Consider the following 13,295-nt stretch of genomic DNA (forward strand, 5'->3'; position numbering starts at 1 on the left):
GGTTTGTTTAAACCGTTCTTTAAATGTAAAGAAATTTTCGAGAATCGTATGTGTTCCACTGTTTAGTTATCAAGGTTTGTTGTGTCTGTCTCTCAGACAGCTCGTTCATTTTATCTCATTCTCAACTGCTTGTCAAGAACTTTTTTTAATTTTTTTGAAGCATTTAGTCTTCAGAAAAATCAAAGCGGAGAAGGAGGGATTTGAACCCTCGCGCCGCGTTAACGACCTACTCCCTTTCCAGGGGAGCCCCTTCGGCCAGCTTGGGTACTTCTCCAAATTGCCCTACTTACTAAGTAGTTCCGATATTTATCTCTGCCGTTCTCAGCGACAGGTGATATTATATCTCGTATCTTTTATGTTGTCAAGTACTTTTTTAACTTTTTTAAAAAGTTTTTATTCTGTATTTGACAAACGGAGAGAGTGGGATTCGAACCCACGCGCCCTTGCGGACAAACGGTTTTCAAGACCGCCTCGTTATGACCACTTCGATATCTCTCCATATAATGTTTTTCAACATTTTTTGTGCTGTTTTGTCAGCGCATGTTGTATTCTATCATCAAATATCTCCCCTGTCAATAACAAATTTGATATTTTTTTCAAAAAATTGGACATATAGCTTCAATTTCTGCTATATGTCCATATTTACCGGGATTTTCACCCTGTTCTACTCTCTATTCTACTCTCTGTTTTCCTTCAAAAATGCCTCCGCAACCACCAGATCTTCCGGTGTTGTGATCTTGATATTGCGATAAGAACCTTCTGAAAAGCGGATCTTCACCCCGGTCTCATGTTCTGCAACCATGGCATCATCTGTAATTCCGGTCATTTCCTTCTGCCGAATGCTGGTATATGCGCCATAGATCAGCGGGTATTGAAAGATCTGCGGAGTCTGGACGATCCATACACTGCTGCGATCCGGAGTTTCACTGACATTCCCATCCTCATCTGCGATCTTAACTGTATCCTTGGAAGGCATGCCTGTAACACTGGCACCTGTCTGTGCTGCTGCCATAAGTCCTCTTTCAATGATCCCATGATCAATAAATGGTCTGGCACCGTCATGGATCAGCACATACTCTGTATCTTTACACGCACGAAGTCCTTCATAAACAGAATCGTACCGTTCTTTTCCGCCGGATACTACAGCAGAAACCTTTGTAAAACCATATTTTTCCACGATTTCTTCTTTGCACCAGAAAACATACTCCTCCCCTGTTACCAGGATCACATCCCTGATCAGCGGACTTTCCTGAAAACAGCGCAGAGAATAACAGAGCACCGGCATCCCGTCAAGCTCCATAAACTGCTTCTGTATTTTGCTGTGCATTCTCTTTCCCTGGCCTGCTGCCAGGACAATAGCTGTATTTCTGCACTCTCCCATGATCAATTACCCCGGATTCTTTTATCTTTCGCCAAGCTTCAGGTTCGGAACCGCATTCAGATCCCAGCTGTGGCGTGTTCCCCTGATATATTCATAGTAAGCTGCCACACCGATCATCGCTGCGTTATCCGTACAGAAGATCGGTGACGGACGGTAAAATTTGTATCCACGTTCTGTACATGCTTTTTCCATAGCAGTGCGAAGTGCTCCGTTGGAAGCAACACCTCCTGCAATGGCAACCTTTTTCATGCCAAAATCAGCTGCTGCCTGCATGGTATGCTCTACCAGTACGTCAACAACCGCCTTCTGGAAGGATGCCGCGATATCTGCACGGTTTACTTCCTCACCTTTCATTTTTGCCCCGTTTAAATAATTAAGAACTGCGGACTTCACGCCGCTGAAGCTGAAATCATACGGATTTTCGCCGATTTTTGCACGTGGAAACTCGATAGCGTCCGGATTTCCTTCCTTTGCCAGCTTATCGATCTTCGGTCCTCCCGGATATCCCAGCCCAATGGCACGTGCAACCTTATCAAATGCCTCACCTGCCGCATCGTCTCTGGTTCGGCCCAGGATCTCAAACTGGCCGTAGTCCTTCACAATAACAAGATGGGTGTGTCCACCGGATACAATGGCACAGAGAAACGGCGGTTCCAAATCCGGATGCTCAATATAATTGGCAGAAACATGGCCTTCTATATGATGCACGCCTACCAGTGGCAGGTTTCTTGCATAGGCAATAGCCTTGGCTTCTGCCACACCTACAAGAAGTGCACCGACAAGCCCCGGTCCATAGGTTACACCGATAGCATCAATATCATCCAGAGTGACATTTGCCTCGTCCAGCGCTTCCTGGATGACCTGGTTGATCCTTTCTATATGATTTCTGGAGGCGATCTCCGGTACAACACCTCCGTACAGTTTATGGATCTCGATCTGTGAGGAAATCACGTTTGATAAGACAGTCCTTCCATTTTTTACAACGGAAGCTGCCGTTTCATCACAGGAGCTCTCAATACCAAGAATTAATGTATCTTTCATTTTTTCAGTCCTCTTCAAAATTCAGTTCCACACTCTTCCCGTCTTTTCCCGGCCATGCCTTCGGAAAGATCTCACGTACTGTATCCATGTAATCATCCGGACGTACCAGAGAAGGGCTGTAATGGGTCAGCCACATTTCCCCCACTTCCGCATCACGGGCAAGAGTGGCCGCTTCACGAAACGTCATGTGTTTGTAGCCTTTTGCCTTTTCGATCTTGTCATCTTCACCGTACATTCCCTCACAGATAAAAAGATCGGAACCTTTTGCATTACGTAAAATAGACTCTGTCGGTCTGGTATCTGTGGTATAGGTAAGCTTGATCCCTTTTCTTGGCGGACCAAGCACCATATCCGGTGTGTAGATCCTTCCTTCATCCTCCACAGTCTGTCCCTTCTGCAGCGGATTCCAGAATTTCAGCGGGATCTCATGCTCCCTGGCACTGTCAGGAGAAAATTTTCCCTGGCGCAGGATCTCAAGGGTATAGCCATAGCAGGTAACATTATGGTTCACCCGAAATGCAGTGATCCGGTACCCATTCAGTTCCAGAACTTCCTCCGGTTTCGTGATCTCGATAAATTTAATTTCAAAGGGCAGCTCCGGTGCGATCACACGAAGTGCACTTACCACACGTTCCAGTCCTCTTGGGCCTACCAGAGTCAGCGGTTCTGTGCGGTCTGCATTTCCCATAGTCAAAAGGAGTCCCGGAAGTCCGCTGATATGATCCCCATGATAATGGGTAAAACAGATCACATCAATAGGCTTGAAGCTCCAGCCCTTTTCTTTAATGGCCACCTGAGTGCCTTCCCCGCAATCGATCATCAGACTGCTGCCGTTATAACGGGTCATCAGTGCGGTGAGCCATCTGCGTGGCAGCGGCATCATTCCTCCGCAGCCAAGTAAACAAACATCTAACATATTTTTCCTCTTTTCCTGTTCTGTGGCAAAGTTTAGCATACTTATCCCGTACAGACAAGTACCTCTCCCGGGTAAGCCTATTCAGAAACTGCGGTGCGTGTCATAAGAACAGCATCCTCTGTGGGATCTGTATAGTATCCCTTTCGCAGGCCATCCCGCACAAATCCCTGACGTTCATAAAGCCGGATCGCAGTCTCATTTCCTGCCCGGACCTCCAGATGGATCATGGTGATCCCACGCTCTTCTGCCAGACGGATCATACTTTCCATAAGGAAATTTCCGATTCCCTCTCTCTGACGGTCTCTGCGGACAGCCACATTGGTCACATCCCCCTCATCCAGCACCGTAAGAAGACCACAATATCCCAGGATCCGGCCCTTTTCTTCCACAACAAGAAACATCCCATTCTCTTTCATAAGAAATGTCAGAAATCCCTCTTTTGTCCAGGGGACTGAAAAAAGTTCCGCTTCGATCTCCATAACCTGATCCAGATCATCCACAAGCATTTCTCTTAAGATCATGCGTTTTCCCCTTCTGATCCTTTTTTCAGTTTCTGGGCACGCTCCCGCTCAGCCTGTGAAACACGGAGATAATCCGGTTTGTGCTCAGCCGCTGTCTCGGTTCTGCCTTCTTTATAATAAAGGACACCAAGTGCACCTACAGCACCTGCTCTCTGTCTGGAAAGATGGGCCGGTGCAAAAGAAAACGGTACAGTAATCTTATCTGCGATGATATCTTTAAATACCGGGACTCCGTCTCCGAGGAATGTTACGGCTTCTCCCATCTCATTCAGCATGGAAAGAAGCTCCTCAATTCCCACTGCCATCTGATCCTTTACCGTCATGAGCCTGTGATCCTCGTAACGATAGATTCCCGTATAAACCTGCTTTCTTCTGGCATCCATGATCGGACAGATCAGTCCGTTTACATCATAGAGATTATAGGCCAGTGCCTCCACAGTCGGAATCCCGACCAGTGGTTTGTCAAGGGCAAGTCCAAGTCCCTTGGCTGTGGCAGAGCCAATACGGAGTCCGGTAAAAGAGCCCGGTCCCTTGGCTACCGCAATAGCGTCAATCGTTTTCAGATCCAGCTCTGTCATCTTCACAATCTCATCCAGCATGGGAAGAAGAGTCTGGGAATGTGTTTTCTTATAATTAACTGTATATTCCGCTACCAGTGTATCGTCCTCCACAACGGCTACGGATGCCACGATTCCGGAACTGTCCAGTGCCAAAACTCTCATTCTGTCTTTTCTCCTCTCTCCTCAATGGTGATCTTTCTGTATTCAAAGCCCTTCTCAAGATCTTTTTCAATGGTAACTTCGATCCTTTTTTCCGGCAGGATCTCCTCAATGAGTTCCGCCCATTCGATCAGACAGATTCCCTGCCCGAAAAAATAATCATCGTATCCGATCTCTTCCATTTCTTCCAGATCCCCGATACGATATACATCAAAATGATAAAATGGCAGACGTCCGTCTTCATATTCCTGGATAATGGTAAATGTAGGGCTGTTTACAGGTTCTGTAATTCCAAGACCTGCTGCCACTCCCTGTGTGAACACGGTTTTTCCAACTCCCAGATCGCCTGTCAGTGTGTAGATCTGTCCCGGCTTCGCATTCATTCCGATCGTCCTTCCGACCTCGAATGTTTCCTCAGGATCATGCGTTTCTATGACCATATTTTCCACCTTTTTCTTGCACAATTATTCTTTGCATATTATAATAGAGCGAACAGCGAAATACAATACTTTTTGAAAAGGAGTGCGAAAACTATGGCAAATCCTATCGTTACCATCACAATGGATAATGGCGATGTAATGAAAGCGGAATTATATCCGGAAGTTGCCCCGAACACAGTAAATAACTTCATCAGCCTTGTAAAAAAAGGCTTTTATGACGGCCTGATCTTCCACCGTGTCATCAACGGCTTTATGATCCAGGGCGGATGCCCGGACGGAACCGGTATGGGTGGCCCGGGATACAGCATCAAGGGTGAGTTCTCCCAGAACCGTTTCAAAAACGACCTGAAGCATACACCAGGTGTTCTCTCCATGGCAAGAGCCATGAATCCGAACTCTGCCGGAAGCCAGTTCTTTATCATGCACAAGGCTGCTCCGCATCTTGACGGAAGCTATGCTGCATTCGGTCAGATCATTGAGGGCATGGATGTTGTAAATGCTATCGCAGAGACAGACACGGACTACAGTGACCGTCCTCTTGACGAACAGAAGATCAGCTCCATGACTGTTGATACCTTTGGTGTGGATTATCCGGAACCGGAGAAATGCTGACAGGCATAATTTTCTGAAATAAAAAAGCCCCGCGAAGAGCAGACTGTAACGCAGATCATCTGCCCTCTTCCCGGGGTATTTTTATACTGACATTCTCTTTTCTTTTACTTTTCGAAGGTCCTCACTTCTCCGTTTACTTTCGCAAAATACAGTTCTGCATCCTTCTCAAGTCCGGCTCTTCCGTTTGTTCCTTCTGTGATCGCCTTCTTCACCTCTTCGACCTGATCATCCGGCACAAGAAGCTTCAAGACAACCTTGTCGGTATATTCGGAATCCAGGATCGGCAAACTTCTTTCTCCTGCGATATACTGGATCTTTCCGATCCCTGTATAATCCGTCGTCACCTGAAGAGAGATTCCATGATGCTTCTCAATGACGGTACTTGCCGCCAGTCCTGCCTGGACTGCACCGGAATATGCCCGCACAAGCCCTCCTGTCCCAAGAAGGACACCTCCAAAATATCTGGTCACCACAATGGCCGCATTATAGATCCCGGCTCCCAGAAGCACATCCAGCATAGGCCTTCCGGCTGTTCCGGATGGTTCTCCGTCATCACTGCAGCGGGTGGCTTCCCGGTTCATCCCTACGGAATATACATAGCAGTTATGACGTGCATCCCAGTATTTTTTTTTCATTTCTTCGATAAAGGCAAGGGCCTCTTCTTCTGTTTCCACAGGACGGACGGTTGCGATGAAACGGGATTTTTTTTCCACAAGTTCGCCTTCGCCGCCTTCGTATATGGTTTTATAATGTTCCAGCATGGTTTACGCCTCCGTTATCTATATCCAACCCTCTGTTTCAGGCAGAGTTTTCTTTATTGTATAATAATTATCTTCATTGCACAATGTATAAGATATCATGAATTGTGAAATTTTTTTTAAGGCTTTATTTGGCATCTCATATTTGTTATAATGAAACGGATTATAAAGGAGGAATATTATGAACTACGGAAAAAGATCCACTTCCAAGAAGCGGAATGCTCTGATCTCCCGTACTTCCATGCTGGAAAAAAGAGCACATGTTTCGTTTATCCGGGTTTTATTTACAGCTCTGATCGCAGTCTGCGTCATGGTTGTCTGCCTTGGTATCGGCTCCTTCCGGGGCGTGATCGCCGGAGCACCTGACGTCAACGATGTGGATATTTCACCTCTCGGATATGCAACCTTCCTGTATGATGACCAGGGAACACAGATCCGACAGCTTTCAGCCCCTACATCCAACCGTCTTCCGGTCTCCCTGGACCAGATCCCGGTCAGTCTGCAGCATGCAGTGGTAGCCATTGAGGATGAGCGTTTTTATGAACATAACGGTATTGATGTCCGCGGTATCGCACGTGCCGGAATGAAGGCGATCACCACCGGTAACTTTTCCGAGGGTGCCAGTACCATCACACAGCAGCTTCTGAAGAATAATGTTTTCACTGACTGGACCAACGAATCCACACAGCTGGAACGTTTCACACGTAAGTTCCAGGAGCAGTACCTTGCTGTACAGATTGAAAAAAAATATGACAAAAATGTGATTCTTGAGAATTACCTGAATACCATTAACCTGGGTGCAGGTTCCTACGGTGTACAGGCCGCTTCCAAAAAATACTTTAACAAAGACGTATGGGATCTGAACCTTTCTGAATGTGCCACCCTTGCCGGCATCACACAGAACCCTACCAAATTCAATCCGATCACCAATCCAAAAGCAAACTCCAAGAGACGGAAGGAAGTCCTGGATCACATGCTGGATCAGAATTACATCTCACAGGATGAATATAATGCAGCACTGAATGATGACGTTTATTCCCGTATCCAGGCCGCACAGCTTGAGAACACCGAAGAAGAAAGTACCGTTTACACGTATTTCGAAGATGAGGTTACCAATCAGGTCATCAGCGACCTGATGAACATTAAAGGATATACCAAGACACAGGCTACCAATCTTCTTTACAGCGGTGGTCTGAAGATCATGACAACCCTGGATTCCAACATGCAGCAGATCCTTGATGAGGAATATGCAAACCCTGATAACTATCCGGCCAATGTTCAGTATGAACTGGATTATGCACTGACTGTACAAAGCCCGGATGGAAAACAGACAAACTACAGCAAAGAAATGCTGCAGCTGTATTTCCGTGATCAGGATCCGGAATTTGATCTTCTCTTTGATTCTCCTGAGGAAGGTCAGCAGTATGTGGATCAATACAAGGCTAACATCCTGGCAGACGGAAGCACCGTAGTATCTGAGCGTGTAAACTTTGCGCCACAGCCACAGTCTTCCATGACTGTCATTGACCAGCATACCGGTTACGTAAAAGCCCTGATCGGAGGCCGTGGCGAAAAAACAGCCAGCCTGACCCTGAACCGTGCCACTGATACGACCAGACAGCCTGGTTCTACCTTTAAGATCGTTTCCACCTATGCACCTGCGTTGAACGAAAAAGGCGATACACTTGCTACAACCTTTATGGATGAGCCTTACGAATACCCGGACGGATCTCCTGTCAACAACGCCTCAAGAAGCTACGGCGGCGAGACCACCATCCGCAAAGCGATCCAGAATTCCATCAACGTTGTAGCTGTTAAATGCCTGGAGCAGGTTACCCCGGCTCTCGGCCTTAAATATCTGGATGATTTCGGTTTCACCACACTAGCTCACGGAACTGAGGCAGATAAAGATGCCAACGGAAATATCTGGAGTGACGCCAACCTGGCTACTGCTCTTGGCGGTATCACCAAAGGTGTCAAGAACGTGGAACTTTGTGCTGCATATGCAGCCATTGCTAATGGCGGGAACTATATCAAACCGATCTATTATACACAGATCCTTGATCATGACGGAAATGTTCTGATCGAGAACTCCTCCGTTTCCAGATCTGTGATCAAAGACAGTACCGCTTATCTTCTTACAAGCGCCATGGAAGACGTTGTAAAAAAAGGTACCGGTACCGCCTGCCAGCTGGACAATATGACTGTAGCCGGAAAAACAGGTACTACAGAGGACTACAATGACCTGTGGTTCGTAGGCTACACACCGTACTACACCTGTGCAGTATGGTCCGGCTATGACAACAACGAAAAAATTCCGGAAGATGCCCGTAACTTCCACAAAAATCTCTGGAAAAAGGTTATGACCCGTATCCACGAGGGCCTGGAGGACAGAGATTTCGATATGCCTTCCAGTGTGGAAAAAGCCAGTGTCTGCGCAGAAACCGGTCTTCTTCCCAGATCCGGATGCCCGACTATCACAGAGTATTTTGATATCTCCAGTCTTCCCACCGAATACTGTGATCAGCATTTCTACGGCAGCAGCGATTACGATGAAGAGGACTATTATTATAACGAAGATACGGACGCCGATACCGATGCAGCAGCTGAAGCGATTCCAAGCGCAGCTCCGGACAGTACTGACAGCACCGACACTGACAATACTGACAATTCCGATGACGGTTCCGATAATACCGGTGATGATACTGACAATTCCGGAACAGACGACAACACCGGTGGTGATGACGGCAGCTATGATAACAGCAATGATACCGGTGGCGATGACACCGGCGAAGATCCGGTAGAATATTATGAATGATCTCCATTATAGGTATCTTTCATAAACAACATATAAAAAAAGTGGTTTCCTGAAATATGGAAACCACTTTTTTTACTTTTAATAACTTCTTACTGTCTCGCAGTTTATCAGTTCAGGCAAGTCCCACCCACCGCTTATTACTTTTCGCAATTGAAGCAGGGTACTTCCCTGGTTCGGTTAAAGTACCATCTTGGCTGCACCGTAGATTCCTGCATCATTGCCAAGTGTCGCGATCACGATAGGAGTATCCTTGCAGGATTCAAAAGCATACTCTCTGTAATATTTCCGGATACAGTCAATAAGCGGCTGTCCGGCCTTGGAAACTCCTCCGCCGATAACAATGGTCTCCGGATCTGTCACACAGCAAATAATGGCAAGAGCACCACCCAGCTGCTCTCCGACCTTTTCCATGGTTGCTACAGCTACCGGATCATTCTCCTTAAATGCGTCCAGAACTGCTTTTGCTGAAATCTCTTCGGCATCTCTGAGAACACTGTTCTCACCGGAAGCTGCAAGCTCTTTTTTTGCCATGCGGACAATTCCGGTCGCAGAAGCATACTGTTCCAGACAGCCCCTGTTTCCGCAGTTGCAGGATTCTGTTTCATGATGATCCACATTGGCATGTCCGATCTCACCGCCAGCTCCGTGATGTCCGGTCACGATCTTTCCATCAACAATGATACCACCGCCTACACCTGTTCCAAGTGTGACCATGATCACATCGGAGGAGCCTGCTGCAGCACCCTTCCATGCCTCTCCCAATGCCGCTACATTGGCGTCATTTCCAGCTTCCGCATGAAGACCTGTAAGTTCTTCCATCTCTCCCACAACGTTCTTATATCCCCAGAAGAGATTTACTGCACGTGATACTTCGCCTTTGGAGTTTACCGGTCCCGGAACACCGATCCCGACGCCTTCCACCTCCTCTTTGGAGATACCCTTTTCTTCCATCTTGGCATTTACTGCTGCTGCCACATCAGGAAGGATCTGATCTCCATTGTTTTCTTTACGGGTTGGAATCTCCCATTTCTCAACAAGAGTACCATCCGTACGGAAAAGTCCGCATTTTACAGTTGTTCCACCTACATCGATTCCAAAACAATATGTTCCCATTTCTTACCCTCTCTTATTCTTCGTCATCCGGATTTTCTCTTTTTTTCGCAAGATTTGCCTGTACACGCTTGTACAGAGCCTCTGCCGCATTGTATCCCATCTTCTTCTGTCTGTGATTGACAGCCGCTGCCTCAACGATGATCGCCAGGTTACGGCCCGGACGGATCGGAAGAGAATGGCATACTACCTTATTTCCAAGGTACTCTGTATACTCCTCATGCAGTCCAAGACGATCGTATTCCTTGTCTCTGTCCCACTCCTCAAGCTTGATCACGAGATCGATAGACTGGGTATCCTTAACGCTCTCAACACCGAACAGTGTTTTTACATCGATGATACCGATACCACGAAGTTCGATAAAGTGACGTGTGATATCCGGCGCAGATCCCACCAGTGTTACGTCACTGACCTTACGGATCTCAACAACATCATCACTGACAAGACGATGACCTCTCTTGATCAGCTCCAGGGCTGCCTCACTCTTACCGATACCGCTCTCACCTGTGATCAGGATTCCCTCGCCGTAAACATCAACCAGCACACCATGAATAGAAATACATGGTGCAAGCTGCACGCCCAGCCAACGGATGATCTCTGCCATAAAACTGGAAGTTGTTCTTTCTGTCACGAATGTCGGAACATTATATTTAACAGCCAGATCGATCATGTCCTGAGACGGACGAGTCATGGTACTGAAAATAACACATGGGATCTTGCTGGAAATGAAACGTTCATATTTAAAACGTCTCTCCTCCTCATTAAGCTGCATCAGATACGTATACTCTACATATCCGATGATCTGAACTCGTTCATTGGCAAAATGCTCCAGATATCCGGTAAGCTGAAGCGCAGGTCTGTTGATCTCCGCAGTCTTGATCACGATGCCTGACAGGTCGATCTCCGGAGTCAGATTATTAAGCTCCAGTTCCTGTACCATCTTTGTCAACTGTACACCCTTCATACTTTTGTCTCCTTTTCGCTGAAAGTTTGCATTCTCACTGCCGTTTTACCGAGGCGTGAGACACCTTATCTTTAATTATACACAATCACTGCTGAAACTGCAATGCAGCATCAGGATTTATGAAAAAATTCATAGACCTGACGGGCGCTTCTGGCATTCATGCTCTCTGTCTGTGCCAGTTCTTCCTCCGATGCATCCCGGATATTTTCCACAGATTTAAATTTACGCAGAAGAGCTTTCCTCCTGGTATCACCGATCCCCGGGATATCATCCAGGATAGAATGGACCTGTTCCCTGCTCCTGAGGGAACGATGGTATTCAATGGCAAACCGGTGGGCTTCATCCTGAATCCTGGTGATCAGGCGGAAGCCTTCGCCGGATGTGTCAATGGGAATCTCCACATTGTTGAAATACAGGCCTCTCGTCCGATGATGATCATCCTTGACCATACCGCAGACCGGGATGCTTATCCCAAGCTCATTCAGTACCTTCAGAGCGATATTTACCTGCCCTCTTCCACCATCCATCAGGATCAGATCCGGAAGCCTTGCAAAGCTGTCAAATTCTCCGTTACTCTCATGAGTGAACCTTCGGGTCAGAACCTCTTCCATGCTGGCATAATCGTTGGGTCCCTGTACCCATTTGATCTTGAACTTACGGTAATCACTGCGTTTGGGACGGCCTTTTTCATAAACTACCATGGATCCCACAGACTCAAAGCCACTGATATTGGAAATATCGTAAGCTTCCATGCGCACCACATTTTTCAAACCCAGCCATTCTTCCACCTCGTGAACAGCTCCGATGGTTCGTCCTTCCTCCCGCCTGATCCGTTCTCTGTCCTTGGCAAGTACCATACGGGCATTTTCTAGGGCAAGTTCTACCAGCTTTTCCTTGGTTCCCTTCTTCGGGACCCGGATGTGTACCTTCTGCTTTCTTCTTCCTGACAGCCACTCCTCGATGATATCTGCATCTTCGATCTCACTTTGCAGCATGATCTCAGATGGGATAAATGGCGTTCCCGCATAAAACTGTTTCAGAAAGCTGGAAAGGACCTGCGCCTTTGTATCGCCCTTTGCCACACGGAGATAAAAATGATCTCTGCCGATCAGCCTGCCATCTCGGATAAAAAACACCTGGACAACCGCATCCTGATCCCTGAGGTCTTCACTGTCATCCATGGCTACTGCAATGATGTCCCTGTCCTCCTGCCCGTAGCCGGTGATCTTCTGACGTTCCCCGATCTTCCGGATACTGCTGATCAGGTCCCGGTATTCCATAGCATCTTCGTAGCGCATTTCCTCCGAAGCTTTCTGCATTTTTTCCATCAGCTCACTAATGGCGTCCTGAAAATCTCCATTCAGAAATTTGATCACCTTATTGATATTCTTCCGGTATTCTTCCTGGCTGACATATCCCTGGCAGGGTGCCTTGCACTGCTTCATATGATAGTACAGACAGGGCCGGTCCTTTCCGGTATCTCTCGGAAGACTGCGGTTGCAGGAGCGTACCTGATACAGCTTCCGCACTAGTTCGATCACGTCCTTTACTGCTCCGCCGCTTGTATAGGGGCCAAAATATCTTGCCTTGTCCTTTTTCATTCTCCTGGCAAAAAGCACTCTCGGGTATGGCTCATGAACTGTCACCTTAATAAACGGATAGCTCTTGTCATCTTTGAGCATAGTATTATATTTCGGACGATGTTCCTTGATAAGATTACACTCCAGCACAAGGGCTTCCAGCTCCGAATCCGTAATAATGTACTCAAATCTGGTAATATGTGTAACCATCCGTTCAATCTTGGCACCTTTATTACGACTGCTCTGGAAATACTGGCGCACACGATTCTTAAGGCTTATGGCTTTTCCCACATAGATGATCTCGTCTTTCTCGCCATGCATGATATAAACTCCCGGTTTTGCCGGAAGCTTCTTTAATTCTTCCTCGATTATGAACATACTTTATTCTCCTGTTTTACTATTACAGTAATAAGAAAACCGGGATTTCTCCCGGTT

Annotated in this window: 12 protein-coding genes and 2 tRNA genes; 2 read left to right on the forward strand and 12 right to left on the reverse strand. The window is 47.0% G+C overall.

What is annotated here, in order from left to right; translation table 11 throughout:
* Positions 1-185: 185 nt before the first annotated feature.
* The 8 genes from LI091_RS15375 to tsaE all read right to left on the reverse strand — a co-directional run bounded on the left by LI091_RS15375 (position 186) and on the right by tsaE (position 5,018).
* Positions 186-274 (reverse strand) — tRNA-Ser (locus tag LI091_RS15375).
* A gap of 138 nt (positions 275-412) precedes the next feature.
* A tRNA-Ser gene (locus LI091_RS15380) sits at positions 413-498 on the reverse strand.
* A gap of 178 nt (positions 499-676) precedes the next feature.
* Positions 677-1,381 (reverse strand): 2-C-methyl-D-erythritol 4-phosphate cytidylyltransferase, encoded by a 705-nt coding sequence (gene ispD, locus LI091_RS15385; RefSeq protein ID WP_015525917.1) that lies wholly within the window; start codon positions 1,379-1,381, stop codon positions 677-679.
* A 21-nt stretch (positions 1,382-1,402) separates the two neighbouring features.
* Positions 1,403-2,422 carry a tRNA (adenosine(37)-N6)-threonylcarbamoyltransferase complex transferase subunit TsaD gene (gene tsaD, locus LI091_RS15390; RefSeq protein ID WP_015525918.1) on the reverse strand — a complete coding sequence of 340 codons (1,020 nt, stop codon included), beginning with the start codon at positions 2,420-2,422 and terminating at the stop codon, positions 1,403-1,405.
* A gap of 4 nt (positions 2,423-2,426) precedes the next feature.
* Positions 2,427-3,338, reverse strand: a complete 912-nt coding sequence (locus tag LI091_RS15395; protein ID WP_015525919.1) for a ribonuclease Z — start codon at positions 3,336-3,338, stop codon at positions 2,427-2,429.
* 77 nt (positions 3,339-3,415) lie between these two features.
* On the reverse strand, positions 3,416-3,859 hold the full coding sequence (gene rimI / locus LI091_RS15400; RefSeq protein WP_195656067.1) for a ribosomal protein S18-alanine N-acetyltransferase: 444 nt from the start codon (positions 3,857-3,859) through the stop codon (positions 3,416-3,418).
* Positions 3,856-4,581, reverse strand: coding sequence for a tRNA (adenosine(37)-N6)-threonylcarbamoyltransferase complex dimerization subunit type 1 TsaB (gene tsaB, locus LI091_RS15405; RefSeq protein ID WP_195656068.1), 726 nt, complete (start codon positions 4,579-4,581; stop codon positions 3,856-3,858). The genes rimI and tsaB overlap by 4 nt, the downstream gene beginning before the upstream one ends.
* A complete protein-coding gene (tsaE, locus tag LI091_RS15410) occupies positions 4,578-5,018 on the reverse strand; it encodes a tRNA (adenosine(37)-N6)-threonylcarbamoyltransferase complex ATPase subunit type 1 TsaE (protein WP_015525922.1) in 441 nt (146 codons plus the stop codon). The genes tsaB and tsaE overlap by 4 nt, the downstream gene beginning before the upstream one ends.
* Before the next feature lie 93 nt (positions 5,019-5,111).
* Here tsaE and LI091_RS15415 point away from each other — a divergent pair, with 93 nt between their 5' ends.
* Positions 5,112-5,630: a peptidylprolyl isomerase gene (locus tag LI091_RS15415; protein WP_021651510.1), complete on the forward strand. Its 519-nt coding sequence runs from the start codon at positions 5,112-5,114 to the stop codon at positions 5,628-5,630.
* Between the two features lie 104 nt (positions 5,631-5,734).
* Here the strand turns inward: LI091_RS15415 and LI091_RS15420 are convergent, their stop codons facing one another.
* Entirely contained in the window at positions 5,735-6,391 is a 657-nt protein-coding gene (locus LI091_RS15420) for a YigZ family protein (protein ID WP_173740917.1), read from the reverse strand.
* Between the two features lie 178 nt (positions 6,392-6,569).
* Between LI091_RS15420 and LI091_RS15425 the strand changes: the two genes are divergently transcribed.
* Positions 6,570-9,206: a transglycosylase domain-containing protein gene (locus LI091_RS15425; protein WP_059086826.1), complete on the forward strand. Its 2,637-nt coding sequence runs from the start codon at positions 6,570-6,572 to the stop codon at positions 9,204-9,206.
* A gap of 177 nt (positions 9,207-9,383) precedes the next feature.
* Here LI091_RS15425 and LI091_RS15430 read toward each other — a convergent pair whose 3' ends face one another.
* From LI091_RS15430 to uvrC, 3 genes are all read right to left on the reverse strand, one after another.
* Complete coding sequence (locus LI091_RS15430; protein WP_021651514.1) at positions 9,384-10,319, reverse strand: ROK family glucokinase; 936 nt, start codon at positions 10,317-10,319, stop codon at positions 9,384-9,386.
* 13 nt (positions 10,320-10,332) lie between these two features.
* Positions 10,333-11,280 (reverse strand): HPr(Ser) kinase/phosphatase, encoded by a 948-nt coding sequence (hprK, locus tag LI091_RS15435; protein WP_021651515.1) that lies wholly within the window; start codon positions 11,278-11,280, stop codon positions 10,333-10,335.
* 110 nt (positions 11,281-11,390) lie between these two features.
* A complete protein-coding gene (gene uvrC, locus LI091_RS15440; RefSeq protein WP_118608074.1) occupies positions 11,391-13,238 on the reverse strand; it encodes an excinuclease ABC subunit UvrC in 1,848 nt (615 codons plus the stop codon).
* Between the last annotated feature and the right edge of the window lie 57 nt (positions 13,239-13,295).

This window comes from Blautia sp. MSK20_18 (assembly GCF_020553125.1).
GTDB lineage: Bacteria > Bacillota > Clostridia > Lachnospirales > Lachnospiraceae > Blautia_A > Blautia_A fusiformis.

Coding starts and splice junctions, on each gene's coding strand:
- ispD (WP_015525917.1), bottom strand. CDS start 1,381: ATGGGAGAGTGCAGAAATACAGCTATTGTCCTGGCAGCAGGCCAGGGA.
- tsaD (WP_015525918.1), bottom strand. CDS start 2,422: ATGAAAGATACATTAATTCTTGGTATTGAGAGCTCCTGTGATGAAACG.
- LI091_RS15395 (WP_015525919.1), bottom strand. CDS start 3,338: ATGTTAGATGTTTGTTTACTTGGCTGCGGAGGAATGATGCCGCTGCCA.
- rimI (WP_195656067.1), bottom strand. CDS start 3,859: ATGATCTTAAGAGAAATGCTTGTGGATGATCTGGATCAGGTTATGGAG.
- tsaB (WP_195656068.1), bottom strand. CDS start 4,581: ATGAGAGTTTTGGCACTGGACAGTTCCGGAATCGTGGCATCCGTAGCC.
- tsaE (WP_015525922.1), bottom strand. CDS start 5,018: ATGGTCATAGAAACGCATGATCCTGAGGAAACATTCGAGGTCGGAAGG.
- LI091_RS15415 (WP_021651510.1), top strand. CDS start 5,112: ATGGCAAATCCTATCGTTACCATCACAATGGATAATGGCGATGTAATG.
- LI091_RS15420 (WP_173740917.1), bottom strand. CDS start 6,391: ATGCTGGAACATTATAAAACCATATACGAAGGCGGCGAAGGCGAACTT.
- LI091_RS15425 (WP_059086826.1), top strand. CDS start 6,570: ATGAACTACGGAAAAAGATCCACTTCCAAGAAGCGGAATGCTCTGATC.
- LI091_RS15430 (WP_021651514.1), bottom strand. CDS start 10,319: ATGGGAACATATTGTTTTGGAATCGATGTAGGTGGAACAACTGTAAAA.
- hprK (WP_021651515.1), bottom strand. CDS start 11,280: ATGAAGGGTGTACAGTTGACAAAGATGGTACAGGAACTGGAGCTTAAT.
- uvrC (WP_118608074.1), bottom strand. CDS start 13,238: ATGTTCATAATCGAGGAAGAATTAAAGAAGCTTCCGGCAAAACCGGGA.